Source organism: Plantactinospora sp. ZYX-F-223 (assembly GCF_039649625.1).
Classification (GTDB): Bacteria; Actinomycetota; Actinomycetes; order Mycobacteriales; family Micromonosporaceae; genus Plantactinospora.
In genome coordinates this window covers 1-17,527 of the sequence record NZ_JBDJAV010000048.1, presented here as the reverse complement: position 1 = coordinate 17,527, position 17,527 = coordinate 1, and the positions used below count along the sequence as shown (strand labels likewise).

The following is a 17,527-nucleotide window of genomic DNA, read 5'->3' as shown; positions in this document are numbered from 1 at the left end:
CACTGCGGCGGTATTCGAGCCCCGCAAATCCGGCGCCGGCCAGGCCGTGACCGATGCACAGTACAGGGCATCCGTCACCGCGACCGCGGCCGTCCTGCGAGAACTCGGCCGAGACGCAAGCTAGGCCCGTGGACACCAGGAAACCAGTGTCCCGGGGAAGATCGATCCATCGTTCATCGATCTTAATGTGATCCGAGCTGACGTAGCCGCCGCGATGCGTGGCTATCTCAGGGCATTTGTTCGGCCCGCCAGAGACGTCCGGCGGCTTTTCGGGAATCGTTCAGGACGTGGGACTGCGCCACCGCGAGCAAAACAACTCAGTTCAGCGTAAGAAGGGGGCGATTCGGTGGGCGATCGGATCGTGGTGACAGGCGGATCCGGAATGCTGGGGGACAACCTGGTTCGCCGGTTGGCGCGTGCGGGATATGTGGTTCACAGCGTCGACCTACGCCCGCCCGTGGAGCCGACGAACGGCGTGGAGCACACGATCGGAGACATCGGCGATAAGGTGTTCCTGACCGACCTGTTCTCCGGTGCCGCCGCCGTCGTGCACTGTGCGAGCGGATTGCCGAGCTATTCGAAGGGACGGCTCCGGGAAATCAGCGTCGACGGCACCCGCAATGTCTTCGAGACCGCCCGGGCCGCCGATGTGCCTCGTGTCATCCATGTCTCCTCGGCCGCGGTGTACGGCCTGCCGTTAGAGGTGCCGACTTCGGAGACCCATCCGCGCCGGCCGGTGGACGCCTACAGCCGGGCCAAGGCGGAGGCGGAGGAGATCGCGGAGGAATTTCGCGACAATGGAATGTGCGTGTCGATTGTCCGCCCGAAGACCTTTCTCGGCCCCGGCCGCATGGGCCTGTTCGCGATGCTTTTCGAATGGGCCGCGGACGGCCGCAACTTTCCCGTTCTCGGGCGCGGCGACATTCTGAGTCAGATGCTCGCCGTGGAGGACCTCGTCGAGTTCATCATGCTGCTGCTGTCGGCACCCGACGAGGCCGCCAGCGATACGTACAATCTAGGTGCCGCCGAGTTCGGAACGCTGCGCGCCGCATTTCAGTCGGTACTCGATGCCGCGGGGCACGGTAAGCGTGTCGTATCGCTGCCGGTATGGCCTGCCCTGCCGCTTCTGCGGCTGCTGGAGCGTAGCCACCTCTCGCCGGTCTATCGCCGGCTGACACACAAACTGCTGATTGACTCGTACGTGTCCATCGACAAGGCACGTGAACGACTCGGATTCTCGCCACGGTTCTCCAATGAGGACGCGATTCTGCGCTCTTATGACTGGTGGTGCCAACAGCGCCCGGCGGGTGTAGGCCGAACCAGCCGGGACGCCTGGCGCCAGGGAGCCCTGTCGTTGGCGAGAGTCTTCTTCTAAGGCAGGCAGGGGGCCGCGTGGACAGCGTCAATGTCGTGTGGGAACAACCCACCAAGCGGGAACAACCCACCAAGCGGGAACGGGCCGGTGTACGGCGGCAGGTCATGGACCTCTTCCTGCTGGCCCGGCCGGCGCACTGGATCAAGAACGTGCTGGTGGTGCCGATTGCGCTGGTGGACCTGGAGGTGTGGTCGTGGCCCGCTCTCGAGCGCGTGGCCTGGTCCATCGTGGCGTTCATCCTCGCCGCCGCCGTGGTCTACCTCGTCAACGACGTGGTCGACCGGCGCCTCGACCGACTGCACTCGGGAAAGAGCCGGCGTCCGATCGCCGCTGGCCGGCTCTCCGTCACCGCGCTCGTCCTGTACGGCGCAGTGCTGACCGGCGGTCTGGGCCTGCTGTTCGCGTTCGCGCCGCACGGCAGTTCCTGGCCGATACTCGGATATCTGGGTCTGAACCTCGTCTACACCGCCGGCCTCAAACATGTGCCGTTGATCGAAATGGGCGCGATCTCCGGTGGGTTCGTGTTGCGGGTCGTTCAGGGATACCTGGCCACCGGCGTCGCGGCATCCAGTTGGATGCTCATTGCTGTCTTCTCCGGATCGCTCCTGCTGATCCTCGGAAAACGCCGGTACGAACTGGTGGAGGTGGGAGTTGAGCACCGCCCCTCGCTCCGTGGCTACTCGGTGGAATTCCTGAACCATCTGCTGCTGCTCGCCAGCGTGCTCTGTCTCGCCGCCACCTTGACGTACCTGGCCACCGAGGCGCCGATCGCACCGTACAGACAGGAGGTGCTGCTGATCTCCTTGCCTTTCGTGCTGTACACGCTCTTCCGGTACCTCCAGGTGGTTCTGGTGCTGAAGGAAGGCGGTGACCCGGTCCGGTTGCTCCTGCGGGACCGTGCCCTCATCGTGTCCATCGGGAGCTGGGTCTGCGCGATCGGCGCACTCGTACTCGTGATCAAGGTCCCCTCCATCAATGCAATCCGTCTACCGTGAGGAGCCGAAGTGGCCGCCCCGGTGGAGGGTTACTCGCCGGCGATCGGTGCCCGGCTGCCGGGGACGCTGGTGCGGCAGTGACGAATTCACCGAACGGCCGTCGGTGTCTGCTCAAGGTTCTCCGAACCATCGTCTACTCGATCATCGTCGCATTTCTGTTTTGGCAGATCTGGCGTGTACGAGATGGGCTCGGCGACAGTCTGAGTTCTGTGGGCTGGAGCGCCGTCGGTCTCTCGGTCGGATTCACCGTGGTGGGAACCGCTCCAGGATTCTTCGGGTGGAGACTGCTGGTAGCCGGCACCGGTGTACGACTCACGATTTCTGATGCGGCCTGGGTGTACTTCCTGTCTGGAGTGACGGTCTATCTTCCCGGCGGGATCTGGCCCCCGATCGTGCAGGCCGCGCTCGCGAGGAGGGTCGGAGCGCCAGCGTCCCGGCTCATGGCGGCTGGTCTGATCACGCTCGTTATGACCATGCTCAGCGGGGGCATCGTCGGCTTGGTGGCGGTTCCGCACCTGGCGACGGACGATCCGATGTGGTGGCTGTCGGTGCCGGTCGTGCTCTCCGCCGCCGGTGCGGTCATCCTGGTGCCACGCCTGCTCACCAGACTGCTCGGCCTCGGACAACGCATCTTGCGACGTGGTGGACACGAGATCGTGCTGCCCAGCGGTAGGACCACTCTGGGGGTGGTCGCACTCAACGTCCTCGGGTGGTGCTGCAACGGTACGCACGCGGTGATCGTCGCGGTCGCCCTCGGCGCACCTCCCGCATCCGCGATGACACTTGGCATAGGCGGTTTCGTCCTCAGCGCGATCGCCGGAGCGCTGTCGCAGGCACCTGCCGGCCTCGGCGTGCGTGAGGTCGTGCTCGGCCTCACGCTCGGCGCTCTGGTCAGTGGCCCGGACCTCATCGTACTGCTGCTGCTGAGCCGGTTCGTCACCACTTTGGGGCATGTGATCGCGACCCTCGGAGTGCTGGGAGTGCTGGCCGGGACCCGCTTCGTGACAGCCAGACGAGAGGCAGCTCACGCGTCACCTGCCCAATCGCTTACCAGGGAGTAGGCAATGATGCACGTCATAGGTACCGGGTACGGCCGGACGGGGACGACATCCCTCACTGCCGCGCTGGTGCAACTCGGCTTCGGGCCGTGTCTTGAGGCCGGGGAGGTATTCAGGAATCCCCGGCTGATCCGGCCATTGCTCGGAGCCGTTGAAGGCAGGGCGTCGAACTGGGAGGAGATATTCGCTGGTTATAGATCAATCGTGTGCGAGCCGGTCACGCCCTGCTGGCGGCGACTTGTCGAGTATTGCCCGGAGGTGAAAGTCGTCCACACGGTACGCGACCCGGAGCAATGGATAAGCAGTATCCAAAGGACACTGCTCAAGCGGCGACGGCACATAAACACGTGGTACGGCAGGGGTGCCATACGAGTGTCGTCGACGCTCGGTACGGACCTTGCCCCACTGATTGAGCTGTTTCAGCGTACGCTCGAAGGCCAGGCCCTGAAACTGGTGGCCGAAGGGAAACCAGAGCGCGCCGTCGAGCAATTTCAGGCACACACGGATCAGGTCATCGAGACTGTCCCCGCTGGTCGCCTGCTCATTTATGATATCCGTGATGAATGGGGACCACTGTGCGAGTTTCTCGGTGTCCCGGTGCCGGCGGAGCCGTTCCCGCTGAAGAGCACCACAGTGGAGATCGCCAGCGGCCGTGGCCGTGGCTTCGGAAGAGAGGCACTGTTGCGGTTCCTGACCCGGACACGGTGACCGGCCTCTGGGGCAGGGGAACACGGCTCCTCGTCGCGGCCACCGCGGCATGGATCACGTTCCTCCTCTTACATGTTCTGCTCGTCGGCCGCTGGTGGCCATGGTTCATCTTCGAGGCCACCCCACCGCTTGCCGTGGTGACGGTGCCACTGCTCTTTCTCACGCTGGTGCCGTTCGCGCGGCAGATGCGCTGTCGGCTTTCCGTGGTCCTGGTTCTTGTGCTGCTTTCCGGGACTCAGTTGGCAGGCTATGGCCCGGCGTGTGCGGACACCGCTACCGGCGGCCCCGGAGGTAGGACGGTCAAGGTCTTCGCCTGGAACACGGACTACTGGGAGATGGTGAACGACGAGGACGCCTTCTACGCCTTCCTGCGCCAGCAGGACGCCGATATCTATCTCTTGCAGGAATACGTGTATCGGCGGGGGGAGCCGGTCCGTATCGACGACTCGGCCCGGCTCCGCACGGAGTTCCCTGGCTACCAGATGTCGGTCGAGGGCGAGTTGGTAACGCTGTCCCGATTGCCCATCGTCGCGGCGTACCACCATCCAGTTCCCGGTACGGGCATGGAATGGTTCAGAAAGGGGACCAAGGCGCAACGTACCGACATCCAAGTCGGGGGGCGCTTAGTCTCCTTCTACAATGTGCACCTCCCGGTGCCCTTCCGGATCAACGGCAACCCCTTGAGCGGCGGCTTCTATCGGGCACTCAAGGAGCAGGGCGTCTGGCGGCTCCGCGAGCTACGCAAGCTGCGCGCCGATCTGGCTGGAAACCCCCACGCGGCCGTGTTGGCCGGTGATTTCAACTCGCCCTGGATGGAGTTGTCCCCGCCCGGCGCCGATATCCGGGTGCATGTCCCCACGGGGTCTCTCGCGCCGCCCGGCACGTGGCCCGCCTCCGACTATCCACTGCCTCGGCTGTGGCGGCTCGACTGGCTGTTCACGACCGGAGACCTGACCGCGTTCGACTATCGGCTCGGCAGCGGCGGTGAGGCCTTCTCCGACCATGCGGCCCAGGTGTTCCGGGTGGTCGTTCCGGATGATCAGAAAGGCAGGGTGACGTGAGGATCGTCATCGTCTCCACCGGCGCGCCGCCCGATCCATTTGGCGGGATCGGTACCTACATAGAGGGGCTGCTCGGTGCCCTGGCCTCCCAGGATGCCGAGGTCCATCTGGTAGGTGCGTCCCGGCACCACCGCCTGAAGCGCGTGTTCCAGTACCACGAGGCGACCATCCGCCGGGTGTTGGTCACGCCGCCATGGGCCCGGACCTCACTGCCGCGGTCCCGAATCGGGATGATGGCCGCGGTCGCCCGGCTGAACATGGTCGGGGTCTGGTACGCCCGCCGGCTGCACGCCCGGGAGAAGGTCGACCTGGTCGCGGTGCACGACTGGATGTGTGCGCCAGCCGGGCTGATCTGTGCCGTCCTGTTTCGGATGCCCGTCTGTTATCACGTGCACTCAGCCGAGATCTTTCTCCGGGATCGGGGCCGGGGCCTGGTCGCCGCGCTCGGACGGACCCTGAACCGGGCGCTGAGTCGTCGAGCTTGGTTGATCATGGTCCCGTCGACGCACACCGTAGCTGGCATCCCCCACCTGGCCGGCCGTGACGACATCGCCGTGGTCTCACACGGCCCTGGGAAGGCATGGCGGATGGAATGCCCGGACGACATCGAACGCGGCGCCGTAAGGGACAAGATCCGGGCGCTGTACGGGATCCCGGACAAACGACGGATGATCATGTTCGCCGGCCGGTACGGGGCACACAAGGGGGTGAACGAGCTGATCGAGGCGGTCCGTCGGATGCTCGCCGACGGCGCCGACGTCACCTTGATCCTGGCCGGCACCGGCTGGCCCGACGACACCTCCATCGACCAGCGGCTGCGCGAGCGGGTCGAGAAGGCAGGGCTGGCCGGGCGCGTGCACGTACTCGGGCGGTACCTGGACACCGACGAGCTCCGTGCCCACGTGGTGGCGGCCGACGCCTGCGTCTTCCCGTCGACGTACGAGCCGTTCGGGTTCGCCGCCGTGGAGGCAATGGCGCTGCGGGCCCGCGCGGTGGTCGGCCCCGGGTTCGACCCGAACGTGGTCGGTAGCGCCGAGGGGGCGTGCGTGCGGACCGAGACACTTGATCCAGACGAACTGGCGGCCGCGCTGCTCCGGGTGCTGAGCGACGACGACCCAGGGCTGGGTGACCGTGCCCGCCGGTACATCCTCGGCCGCCATTCCTGGGATACGGCGGCCGCCCGCACGCTGCAGGCGTACGCGGAGGTGGTCCGGCGGTGAGCCCTGAAGAATCGCGCGAACCACATCCTGGGCTCGGGGCCACGTGGCTGAGAGGGGGATGGCCAGTAGGGCGCAGAGCGGTCGATGGACGAAGTGGCCTCGGTGTCGACCATGTACCGGATCTTGGGCGAACACGGTGAGGTCCGGAAACCGCGGCCGTCAGGCCACCCACCCGGCGCGGGTCGTACCCGAGCTGGTAGCCACCGGGCCGGACACGTGCTGGTCGTGGGAGATCAGCGCGTCGACCGCAGCCGGCTGACCATCCACCTTCGGGCGGTTCCCGCGGTGTCCCAGGGCAGCCTTTCGGACCTCAGCGGGAAGCTCGTCGTCGTGTCGATCCCAGACTGTCGAGAAAGGACGCCTTGTCGATGAACAACTCCGACCAACGGTACGATCTCACCGTCGCGCTGACCTACTACCTGCCGTACATGAGCGGCCTGACCCATACGGCTAGTACCGTCGCCGAGGGGATGGCGGCGCGTGGCTGGCGGGTGGCGGTGGTGGCCAGCCAGCACGACCGGTCCACCCCGCGCCGGGAGACCATCAATGGGGTGGATGTCTACCGGTCACCGGTGCTCGGCCGGATCTCCCGGACGCAGATCAGCCCGGCGTACCCGTTCGAGGTGGCCCGGATCGTCCGCCGCTCCGACCTGCTCCACCTAAACCTGCCGATGGCCGAGGCCGCGCTGGTGGCCAGACTTGCCGGGCCCACCCCGATTGTGAGCATGTTGCACATCGACCTGTACCTGCCTCCTGGCGGGCTGAGCCGGATCGCGGTCGCCGTGTCTGACCTGACGACCCGGGCCGCGATCCACCGTTCCGCGGCGGTGGTCGCCTACAGCGAGGACCAGGCCCATGCGTCGAAGTTCTGGCCGCTGATGAAGGGGCGGGAGTTCCGCGCTATTGCCGCACCATGTCTCGACCGCCGTGGCGGCCAGCCGCGTTACCGCCGCACCGGCGGGCTGCACATCGGCTTCCTCGGCCGCATCGTCGAGGACAAAGGGATTCCCTACCTCGTCCGGGCCTTCCGCCGGATCGCCGACCCCGACGCCCGGCTGCTGATCGGTGGCAACTACCAGACCGTGATGGGCGGCAACAACCTCGCGGACATCAGGGCGGAGATCGGCGCGGACAACCGCGTCAAGGTGCTCGGCGAGCTACGAGGCCAGGAGATCGATGACTTCTACGCCTCGATCGACGTGTTCGCACTGCCGTCCAACGCAGAGTCGTTCGGCATCGTGCAGGCCGAGGCGATGATGTGTGGCGTACCGTCGGTGACCACCGACCTGCCCGGCGGGCGGTATCCCGTCCAGGTGACGCAGTTCGGCTCGATGGTCCCGCTCCGCGACCCGGACGCGTTGCACCGGGCGATCCTGGAGCAGGCGGCCACCCCGGCGGACTGGCGGGAGGCCAAGGCCCGCGAGGCGCGGGAACTCTTCGCGGCCGAGCGAAGCCTGGACGAGCACGAAAAGCTGTTCACACTGGTGCGGGATCGAGCCGCCCGCCCAGTACGGTGACGGATCCACTTGCCTGCCCTGCGGTCCGGGTTCCCTTTCCACGGGGACGGTGTGGCCAACTGGCGCTGAGCTGGGGGTCGCCCGGGAACCATCGGCTTCCAGTACGCCTTCAACGAGCAGGCACTGGCCAGCGGCCAGGGCGTGCCCTTCGCGCCCAACCCGCCCGGCACCGGCACGGTCGCCGGAGCGGTTACCTGTCAGGGCAACCCCGTCGCCGACGTCACCATCGCCGTGGCCGGCCAGTCCACCATGAAGCTTCCGGTTGCCGGTTGGCCTCGGGTGCCAGCGGCTTGGTGCCGTCGAGCCAGCGCACCAGCAGCTCGTGCGTTCGGGTGCCGACCTCGGATCGCTCGGCGGCCAGGTCGGCCCGCTCGTCAGGACTGGCGACCGAGGGCGGTCGTACCTCCACGTCCAGTGAACCTCTCTCAACCTCCCCTTGCGGTCCGTCGGAGGGCGAGGTCCGACGCGGTGTGTGAGCGCCGCGCAGTTCAGGTTGAAAGAGGTTCAGCGCAGGTACGACCGTATCCACTCGAAACGCGCTCGCGGTTCCCGAGCGACGTGGCTCGGGTCAGGGTGCCGGGACGTTGGTGTCGTTCAGCGGAAGGTGCAGGGCTAGTCCGTTGGTAGGTGTGGTGTTGTCGGCGCGCATCGCGTCGAGTTCGGCGTCCGACAGCGCCCGGCTGTACAGGTGCAACTCGTCGAGGGCACCGGTCAACGTGTCGGTGCCGTCAAGCTTTTCGCCGAGGTGGATGCCCTGAACGCCGTCTGTGTGGCCGGCGGTGAGCGATCCCGTTGGGGCTGGTGCAGTGCCGACGTTTTCCCCGTCGATGGAGAGGATCAGTTGGCTGTCGGTACGGCGCAGGGCGAGGAAATGCCAGGCGTTGTCGGCGTATGCCTTGTCGGTGTCGATGCGGACGACGCCGGTGGGGGTTCTGGCGGATGTGGTGATCGTGTTGTTGGCGGGGTCGGCGCGGATCCACAACTGGCTGTTCGACTCGTTGACGCCGTAGGCCCACAACAGTGTCTGCCTGGCGGTGCCGCCGGAGTACTTGACCCAGGTGGTGATGGTGAACTGGGATGATCCGAGGTTTGTCGCGTTGCTGTACGGGATGTGGACCCGGTCCTCGACGCCGTAGAAGGTCATCGCGTTGCCGAACCTGCCGGGACCGGGCACCGCCTGCCGGACGAAACCGTCGTTGTTGTTGGCCGAGGTGTCGTCGGTGGTCTTGAAGTTCGGGTGGAACGGCAGCCGCAACAGTGCGCCGGGGACGTTGACGGCGTTGCTGGCGTGGATGCGGTCGATCTCGGCTTCGGTGAGCGCCCTCTGGTAGAGCCGAACCTCATCCAGTGACCCGGCGAAGTGCTGGGCACCGTCGATTCGCTGTCCGATGTCCATCTGGAACGGTCGGCCAGGGCTGACCGTGCTGGTCGGACCGGTGGCGGTGCCGGTGAGCGTGCCGTCGACGAACAACCGCAATGTGCTGCCCTGTCGCTGGAACGCGATGTGGTGCCACGCGCCGTCGTTGTACGCGCTGCTCGACATGACCGAGCCGCCGTTGGCGCCACTCTGGACGCGGCCCTGGATGCGGTTGCTCCCCGGTTCGGCCCGCAGCCACATCTGGGAGCGGTCGTCGCCGACGCCGTACGCCCAGAAGATCGGGTGGTTGCCTGTGGTGGCGTTGTACTTCAGCCATGCCATCGTGGTGAAGTCGGTGTCGTCGACCGCGAGCGACTCCGCGAACGGGACCTGCACGTGGTCGTCGACACCGTCGAGGGTCACGCCCCCGTCGAACCGGCCGTCGCCGCCGTGGGTCGTGCCCCGGATGCGGGCAGTGTTGCCCAGCCCGGACGTGTCCGGGGTGCTGGTGCCGCCCGAGTAGTCGTCCGGCAGGCCGAGGTCCGCTTCGGTGAACGTAGTGAACCGGACCTCGTGGTGGGACACCTGTCCCTCGTCGCCCGCTTCGAAGGCCAGGGCGATCCTGCCGTCGGGCAGCTCCGCCATGCTGGTATAGCTGGCGGGACCGGTGTGGATCGTCTGGCTGTCGGAGTCGTTGACGCCCTGCCATGTGCGGCCCTCGGTGTAGCTCGACCGGATCACCATCCGATGGCGGTCCTTCGTGTTGCTCCCGGCCCGTTCCCGGTATTCGGCGGGGGAGGAGAACAGCACGCGGTTGTACTTGTCACCGTCCAAGGTGGACCGCAGGCGCAGTACGGTGCCGTACACCTTCGGCGCCACCAGGTTGTCGACGACCTGGAACGGGCCGGTGAACGTCTCGCCGCCGTCGGCGCTGATGCCGAAGGTCTTGGTGTCGCCCAGGTCCTCGGCGCCCTGGTTGCGCGCCATGACGTAGATGGCGCCGTCGTTGCGCTCGAAGATGCTCGGTTCGCCCGACCACTCCCCGGTGGACGTGGCGCCACGAGTCCAGCTCACGCCGCCGTCATCGCTGTAGATCAACTGGGTCTTCTGCGGTGTCGTGTCGAGCCACATGGCGACGACCAGCCGCCCGGCATGTGGTCCGTGCTCCAGTTGGATGCCGTGGCTGGGGCCGGGTCGGGTCACCCACGGGTACCTGGCGGTCTCCGGCCATGTCTGGCCGTTGTCGTCGCTGGTCAGCACGTACGACACGGACTCGCCGAAATCGGTGTCCGAACCGTCGCGGACGAACAGCATGATGTTGCCGGTGCGCTGGTCGACGACGGGAGTCGCGGAGAGCATCCTGCCGTCGCCCTTGGGGTTGGAGCGGATCTTCACCAGCGGACCCCAGGTGCCGTCCAGGGCCCGCCGCCGCATCACGATGTCGGTGTGGGTCAGGTCCGGGCACTCGCCTGTTTCGTTCCGGTACTTCGCACTGCCGATGGCGATCAGAGTGCCGTCACGGGCGGGCACCAGCTTGGCACCCCGGATGCAGTCGTAGCCCCCCATGCCCCGGGTGAACAGCACCGTCGGGTTGGGGATCGCCGCATCGGACGATGCCGGCGGCGCAACCACCAGCAACGTGCCGGCCATCAGCAGCAGTACGGACAGTCTGCTCCACAGCGCGCGGGATCTCACGGTCAAACCTCCAACGTCGGGGCGGAACCTGATTCCGTGGGTGTCTCTGTGGGCGGCGGCGTCTTCGCCGGCGGGTCCTCGGTGAGTTTGGACTCGATGCCGATGTAGTGGTCCTGGATCGCCGTACGCGCCTGGTCCGGGTCGCCGCTGAGGATCGCGTCGAAGATGGCGGCGTGACCGTGGTAGGCATCCATCGGCGTGCGACCGCGTGACGGTGGCGCCGCGGCGTGGAAGGCGAGCCAGAACTGGTCGAACAGCCTCAGCAGCATCCCGTTGCCGAGATCGCGGAACAGCAACTGGTGGAACTGGCGGTCCTGCTCGGCGAAGCCCTCCCCCTGTTCGGCGAGCCTGCGCATCGTCTCCAGGTTTTCCCGCAGCGCGGCGACGCTCGTGGGCGACATGGCCCGCATCGCGTCGGCGACCAGGTTGGCCTCGAGGGTCTTCCGCAACGCGACCAACTCCCGCAGGGCCCGATAGTCCTGCATGAGGCCGTAGGGGAGGTGCTCGAGCAGCGGAGTGAAGGAGAAGTCGCATACGTAGACGCCGCTGCCGCGTCGCGTCTCCAGTACACCGGTGGACTCCAGTGCCTTGACCGCCTCGCGGACCGAGTTGCGACTGACCCCGAACAGCCGGGCAAGCTCGGACTCGGGCTTGAGCGGGTCACCGGGGCGCAGCCGCTGTTTGAGGATGTAGTTCCTGATCTCCTGCTGCACGACCTGGTGCAGCGGAGGGGTGTTGCCAAGCCGCCGGAACTCCGGCTGCACGTCGTTCTGCCGAGTTGCCACGCTTTCGATCGACCTCCCGTTCGCGTCAACTTGTAGGATATCTTGCCACCCTTGACACCATGATCGGGTGCCGCCTACGGTAACGAAATCTGTAGGACATCTTGCAGCAACGTGCTGGCATCCCCGGTGCGAGGAGGTCGTCGGTGTCAGGTGGAGCCCTGGATGGCGTGGTCCGAGACGTGATCGCCCACAGCGGCACCACGCCCGTCGTGCCGGATCGCGGTGCCGGCCAGCCGGTGCTGAGCGTGCGCAACCTGGTCGTCGAGTTCTCGACGCCGGCGGGTGTGGTGCGCGCGGTCGACGGGATGAGCTACGACGTCTACGGCGGCGAGACGCTCAGCGTGGTGGGGGAGACCGGTTCGGGCAAGAGCGTCTCGGTGCTCGCCGCGCTGGGCCTGCTCCAGACGCCGAACCTGCGGCGGGTCTCCGGCGAGGTGATGCTCGCCGGGGTGGATCTGCTGAGCCTGCCGGAGGCGGCGCTCCGGCGGCGGCTCGGACGTGACGTGGCGATGATCTTCCAGGACGCCATCTCCGCCCTCAACCCGGTCCAGCGGGTCGGCGACCAGATCGCCGAGGCGCTGCGGGTGCATGACCGGGCCCTGCCGGCCAACGCGGCGCGGGAGCGCGTCGTGGAACTGCTCGAGATGGTGGGCGTGCCTCATCCGCGGACCCGCTACGACCAATACCCCCACCAGTTCTCCGGGGGGATGTGCCAGCGGGTGATGATCGCCATGGCGATCGCCAACCGCCCGACGGTCCTGATCGCGGACGAGCCCACCACGGCGCTGGACGTGAGCGTCCAGGCGCAGATCCTCGATGTACTCCGGCTGGCGCGGGAGGAGACCGGCGCCGGCGTCGTACTGATCACCCACGACCTCGGAGTGGTCGCCGAGACCGCCGACCGGGTCGCCGTGACCTACGGCGGTCGGATCGTGGAGACCGGCGAGGTCACATCGATCTTCACTCGGCCGCGACACCCCTACACCGCCGCCCTGATGCGCGCGCTGCCCCGGCTCGACAGCACGGCGGAACGGCTGCTTCCGATCCCGGGACAGCCGCCCGACCTCACCGAGATACCGCCGGGGTGTGCGTTCGCGCCGCGCTGCCCGACTACTCGCGGCCGCAGTGTCTGCGTACAGACCCGGCCGGAGTTGCGGGCCGACGATGCCGGTACCGGCGCGAGCGCCTGCCACTTCCCGGACGAGGCGGCGGCGCGGCCCGGCACGGGAGACGGCGCGCCGGCACTGAGCAGCGACGTGGCGCAGCCGGTCGGTGCCGGCGAGGCAGCACCGGAGTCGGCGGTGCCGGTCCTGGAGGTCCGGGACGCGGTGAGCTGGTTCCCGGTGCGATCCGGGGTCTTCGCGCGGGCGACCGCCTGGGTGCACGCGGTCGACGGGGTTTCGCTGCGCATCCCGGCCGGGGGAACGCTTGGCCTGGTCGGCGAGTCCGGCTGTGGCAAGACAACTCTCGCGCGGCTCGTCCTGCGGCTGGTGGATCCGACCGGTGGGCAGGTCCTCGTGGAGGGCGACGACGTCGGGCGGGCGGGCCGGGCCGGTCTGCGGCGGATCCGGCGGCGCGCGCAAATGGTCTTCCAGGATCCGTACGCGTCGCTGAACCCGCGCCTGACCGTCGGTGACAACGTTGCCGAGCCGCTGCGGCTACAGCGCCTGCCCCGCGCGCGGCGCCGGGAAGACGTACGCGAGCTGTTCAGCCGCGTGGGCCTGCGGCCGGAGCACGTCGACCGGTTCCCGGCGGAGTTCTCCGGCGGCCAGCGGCAGCGGGTGGCGATCGCGCGCGCCCTGGCATCTCGCCCCCGGCTGCTGATCCTCGACGAGCCGGTGTCAGCCCTGGACGTGTCGGTGCAGGCGCAGGTGCTGAACCTGCTGGCGGACCTGCAGCGGGAGTCCGGGATGGCGTACCTGTTCGTCAGCCACGATCTTTCGGTCATCCGCCAGGTCGCCGACCAGGTCGCGGTCATGTACCTCGGGAAGGTCGTCGAGTCCGGGTCGGTGACCCGGGTGTACGACGACCCGCGCCACCCGTACACCCGTTCGCTGCTGGCGTCGGTGCCGGTACCTGATCCGGTCGGTCGCGAGACCCGGCGCCGGGTGCCGTTGGGCGGTGACGTCCCCAGTCCGGTGAGCCCGCCGTCGGGGTGCCGCTTCCGGACCCGGTGCCCGATCGCGGCGGCCCGTTGCGCCGAGGAGGAACCGTTGCTCCGTCCCGTCGCCGGTGGACACACGGCCTGCCACTACGCCGACGAGGTTCCCGATCTCGTACCGCAGGTGAGCGCATGAGCGCGCCAGCCGCCGAGGCTTCCATGGTCGCGCCGCAACGGCGCCGGCTGGCGGCGGCGCGCCGGTTCGCCCGGTCCCGGTCCGCCGTCGTCGGTGCGGTCGGGTTGGCCACGCTCACGGTGATGGCGCTGCTCGCGCCGATCGTCGCGCCGTTCGACCCGGCCGCGCAGGGCGGCGAGCCGTTGCTCGGCCCGTCCGGGACGCACCTGCTCGGCACCGATCAGCTCGGCCGGGACATCGTCTCCCGGATGATCTACGGTGCTCGCGCCTCACTGCTCGTCGCGGCCGGTGCCGCCGCGGTCGGCGCGGGCGTCGGGGTCCCGCTGGGGCTTGTCGCCGGGTACCTGGGGCGGTGGGCCGACGCGGTCGCGATGCGGGTGGTCGACCTGCTGCTGGCGGTGCCCGGGGTCCTGCTCGCGCTGGTCATCATCGCGGTGCTGGGGCCGGGCCGGCTCAACCTGATCCTGGCGATCGGGATCGGCGCGATACCGGAGTTCGCCCGGCTGACCCGGGTGGCGACCCTGGAGGTGCGCGAGCGCGACTTCGTGCTGGCGGCCCGTGGGATGGGCGCGAGCACGCCGGACACGATGACCCGCACGGTACTGCCGAACGTGCTCGGTCCGGTCGTGGTTCAGTTCGTCATCACCGCGTCGATGGCGATCGTGATCGAGGCGGGGCTGAGCTTCCTCGGGCTCGGTACCCCACCGCCGGCGCCGTCGTGGGGCGGCATGCTCCAGGACGCCCGTTCGTACCTGTACCAGAGCCCGACCTATGGACTGTTCCCGGGGATCTGCCTGGCCGCCACCGTGTTCTTCCTGGAACGGATCGGGCGTGGCCTGCAACGTGCGGTCGGTGGCGGCGGGCCTCGCGCGGCGGAGCGCGGGATCGGCAGAGGAGCGGTGTAGATGTACGGCTACCTGGTTCGTCGGCTGATGCAGTTCGCGGTGGTGCTGCTGCTCGGCTCGGTCGCGGTGTGGGCCTTCGTGTTCCTGCTGCCCGGCGACCCGGCGACGGTGTTGATCGGCCCGGACGCGAGTGATGCCGAGTTGGCCGCGATCCGCGCCCGGATGGGGTTGGACCAGCCCTTCCTGGCGCAGTACGGGGTCTGGCTCGGCCACGCGCTCACCGGTGACCTCGGCACGTCGTACTACTCGGGCCAGCCGGTGCTCACCGAGCTGATGGACCGGATCCCGGCGACGGTGCAGCTGGCCGGTTTCACGCTGGTGCTCACGCTGCTCATCGCGGTGCCGGTCGGCATCGTGGTGGCGCTGCGGCCGTACTCGGTCGTCGGCCGGGTCCTCCAGGGCTACCTCACGGTGGGCCTGGCGGTGCCGGCGTTCTGGCTCGGTCTGCTGCTCATCATCGTGCTCGCCGTGCAGTTGCGATGGCTGCCCGCCTCCAGCGATTTCGTGCCGCTGTGGCAGGACCCCGGTGCCGCGCTGCGCAGCACCATCCTGCCGGCGGCCGCCATCGCCGTGCATACCTCCAGCGTCACCGCCCGGTTCCTCGCGAACTCGCTGGGCGAGGTGATGGGCAAGGACTACATCCGTACCGCCCGTGCCAAGGGCGTGCCGGAACGGGACGTGATCCGCCGGCACGCCGTGCGGAACGCCGCACTGCCGACCGTCACCGTCGTCGGGCTCCAACTCGGCAGCTTTCTCGGCGGCACCGTCGTCATCGAGGCCGTCTTCAACTACCCCGGACTCGGGCGGCTGCTCTACACCGCTATCGGGGAACGCGACTACGCCCTGGTCCAGGGCGGGGTGCTGTTCGTCGTCGCCACGTTCCTGCTGCTGAATCTCCTGGTGGACGTGGCCTACGGCGTCCTCGATCCGCGTATCCGACTCACCTGACATCCACCCCACCCCACTTCAGAGGGCATCCCCATGGGCATTTCTCCGCGACAGTCCCGCCTCGTTTCCCGCCGCGCGCTGCTACGGACCGGCCTGGCGGCCACCGGCGCGCTCGCCACCGCGCCGCTGCTGAGCGCCTGCGGTTCCGGCGACAACGGGAGCACCGGTGCCGGCACCGGCAAGCTCACGCTCGGTACGACGAAGATCATGCAGTTCGACCCGTACCTGACCAACACCGACATCCATATCCATGCCTTCTACACGTACCTGGTCGACTACCCGACCGACGGCACGTACCAGGCCATTCCCGCCGGCGCCGAGAAGTGGGAGTTCGCCGCCGACCACGCGTCGGTCACCGTCACCCTGCGGGAGGCGAAGTACCACTCCGGTGCGGCGGTCAGCGCAGCGGATGTCGTCGCCGGCATCAAGCGGGCGCAGAACCCCGACACCGCATTCACCCTCGCGCAGCCGTCCGCGTTCATCGCCACGGCCACCGCGGTCGACGACCGCACCGTACGCGTCACCTTCAAGGCGCCCACCCCGGAGTCGCTCGTCATCGACTGGATGTTCGCGTTCCCGCTGATTCCGGCGGACAAGAACACCCCGACCCAGCTGGAACACGAGCCGGCCGGCTCCGGGGCGTTCCGGCTCGGGGAGTTCCAGCGCAACCAGCGCCTGAAGCTGACGAAGAACCCCGACTTCTACGATGCGGGCAAGCCGTACCTCGACGAGGTCGAGTACCGGTTCTTCACCGACGAGGACGCGTTGGTGGCCGCGCTCGAGTCGGGGTCCGTCGACGGCGCCGCATACATCGGGTTCCGGCACTCCGAGCGGCTCAAGGGTCGGTTCACCCTGGTGGAGGGTAGCGGCCGGATGACCCTGTTCTTCATGAACGCCACCATCCCGCCCTTCGACAACAAGCTGCTGCGGCAGGCATTGGCGCGGGCCATCGACCGCGAGCGGATCATCAAGCAGGTCAACTTCGGCATCGGCGACCCCATCTACACGGCGTTCATGCCGCCGTCGCCCGCGTTCGACCGGGCCTACCTTGACTCGCACGGGTTCGACCTGGACGCCGCGGCCGCGATGCTGGCGCAGTCCGGTGGCGCGCGCAAGGCGGTCGCGGGGGTCGCTTCGGGGACCGTCGCGGTGGAGGCGCTTCAGATCATCCAGGCGGACCTGAAGAAGATCGGGTTCGAGTTGGAGATCGCCCCGCAGGAGGAGGCCGCGTACCTCGAGGCGTTGTTCGCCAGCAAACTGCAGTGCACGGTCGCCAACCAGCCAAACAACCTGCAAAGCCCGTCGCTGATCGCCCGAGGCCGGCAGATGCTGCCGGGCAAGGAGAACACGACGTTCCGCGACAGGGTGCCACCCGCGTACGTCGACGCGGTGGCCGCGGCCGGCTCCGCGATCACGCCGGCGGACCAGAAGGCCGCGTACGCGGCGCTGAACAAGGTACTGGCCGACGAGTCCTGGGCGATCGGGATCTCCACCCAGCCGTCGCTGTTCGCGCTGCACAAGCGAGTCACCGGCCTGGCCACCGATCCTCGCGACTTCGTCACCCTCGTCAACACGAGGGCCTGACCTGCCCCACCGGCCAATCGAA

General features: G+C 68.0%; 14 protein-coding genes. 11 read left to right on the top strand and 3 right to left on the bottom strand.

The genetic code is table 11. The annotated features are described in order from the left end of the window. Window positions 1-346 precede the first annotated feature (346 nt). The 7 genes from AAH979_RS34650 to AAH979_RS34620 all read left to right on the top strand — a co-directional run bounded on the left by AAH979_RS34650 (window position 347) and on the right by AAH979_RS34620 (window position 7,934). Window positions 347-1,375 carry an NAD-dependent epimerase/dehydratase family protein gene (locus AAH979_RS34650; protein ID WP_346262350.1) on the top strand — a complete coding sequence of 343 codons (1,029 nt, stop codon included), beginning with the start codon at window positions 347-349 and terminating at the stop codon, window positions 1,373-1,375. 104 nt (window positions 1,376-1,479) lie between these two features. After that, window positions 1,480-2,370 (top strand): UbiA prenyltransferase family protein, encoded by an 891-nt coding sequence (locus tag AAH979_RS34645; protein ID WP_346262349.1) that lies wholly within the window; start codon window positions 1,480-1,482, stop codon window positions 2,368-2,370. Window positions 2,371-2,447: 77 nt separating this feature from the next. Beyond that, window positions 2,448-3,431: a lysylphosphatidylglycerol synthase domain-containing protein gene (locus AAH979_RS34640; protein ID WP_346262348.1), complete on the top strand. Its 984-nt coding sequence runs from the start codon at window positions 2,448-2,450 to the stop codon at window positions 3,429-3,431. A gap of 3 nt (window positions 3,432-3,434) precedes the next feature. Further along, window positions 3,435-4,136: a sulfotransferase family protein gene (locus tag AAH979_RS34635; RefSeq protein WP_346262347.1), complete on the top strand. Its 702-nt coding sequence runs from the start codon at window positions 3,435-3,437 to the stop codon at window positions 4,134-4,136. Continuing rightward, window positions 4,133-5,197, top strand: coding sequence for an endonuclease/exonuclease/phosphatase family protein (locus AAH979_RS34630; protein ID WP_346262346.1), 1,065 nt, complete (start codon window positions 4,133-4,135; stop codon window positions 5,195-5,197). The genes AAH979_RS34635 and AAH979_RS34630 overlap by 4 nt, the downstream gene beginning before the upstream one ends. After that, complete coding sequence (locus tag AAH979_RS34625) at window positions 5,194-6,417, top strand: glycosyltransferase family 4 protein (protein ID WP_346262345.1); 1,224 nt, start codon at window positions 5,194-5,196, stop codon at window positions 6,415-6,417. The genes AAH979_RS34630 and AAH979_RS34625 overlap by 4 nt, the downstream gene beginning before the upstream one ends. A 368-nt stretch (window positions 6,418-6,785) precedes the next feature. After that, a complete protein-coding gene (locus tag AAH979_RS34620) occupies window positions 6,786-7,934 on the top strand; it encodes a glycosyltransferase family 4 protein (protein ID WP_346262344.1) in 1,149 nt (382 codons plus the stop codon). 220 nt (window positions 7,935-8,154) lie between these two features. On the opposite strand, the gene AAH979_RS34615 is transcribed toward AAH979_RS34620, so the two are convergent. The 3 genes from AAH979_RS34615 to AAH979_RS34605 form a co-directional block, all read right to left on the bottom strand. Next, window positions 8,155-8,343, bottom strand: a complete 189-nt coding sequence (locus AAH979_RS34615; RefSeq protein WP_346262343.1) for a hypothetical protein — start codon at window positions 8,341-8,343, stop codon at window positions 8,155-8,157. 159 nt (window positions 8,344-8,502) lie between these two features. Next, window positions 8,503-10,986, bottom strand: coding sequence for a sialidase family protein (locus tag AAH979_RS34610; protein ID WP_346262342.1), 2,484 nt, complete (start codon window positions 10,984-10,986; stop codon window positions 8,503-8,505). A 2-nt stretch (window positions 10,987-10,988) separates the two neighbouring features. After that, the gene (locus AAH979_RS34605; protein WP_346262341.1) at window positions 10,989-11,771 is read right to left on the bottom strand and encodes a FadR/GntR family transcriptional regulator; all 783 of its coding nucleotides are present in this window, start codon (window positions 11,769-11,771) and stop codon (window positions 10,989-10,991) included. A 143-nt stretch (window positions 11,772-11,914) separates the two neighbouring features. Between AAH979_RS34605 and AAH979_RS34600 the strand changes: the two genes are divergently transcribed. From AAH979_RS34600 to AAH979_RS34585, 4 genes are read left to right on the top strand one after another with little or no spacing between them, the layout of a single operon-like run. Beyond that, on the top strand, window positions 11,915-14,068 hold the full coding sequence (locus tag AAH979_RS34600) for an ABC transporter ATP-binding protein (RefSeq protein WP_346262340.1): 2,154 nt from the start codon (window positions 11,915-11,917) through the stop codon (window positions 14,066-14,068). After that, entirely contained in the window at window positions 14,065-14,973 is a 909-nt protein-coding gene (locus AAH979_RS34595) for an ABC transporter permease (protein ID WP_346262339.1), read from the top strand. The genes AAH979_RS34600 and AAH979_RS34595 overlap by 4 nt, the downstream gene beginning before the upstream one ends. Continuing rightward, a complete protein-coding gene (locus AAH979_RS34590) occupies window positions 14,974-15,921 on the top strand; it encodes an ABC transporter permease (protein WP_346262338.1) in 948 nt (315 codons plus the stop codon). A 33-nt stretch (window positions 15,922-15,954) separates the two neighbouring features. Next, a complete protein-coding gene (locus AAH979_RS34585; RefSeq protein WP_346262337.1) occupies window positions 15,955-17,505 on the top strand; it encodes an ABC transporter substrate-binding protein in 1,551 nt (516 codons plus the stop codon). Window positions 17,506-17,527 lie beyond the last annotated feature (22 nt).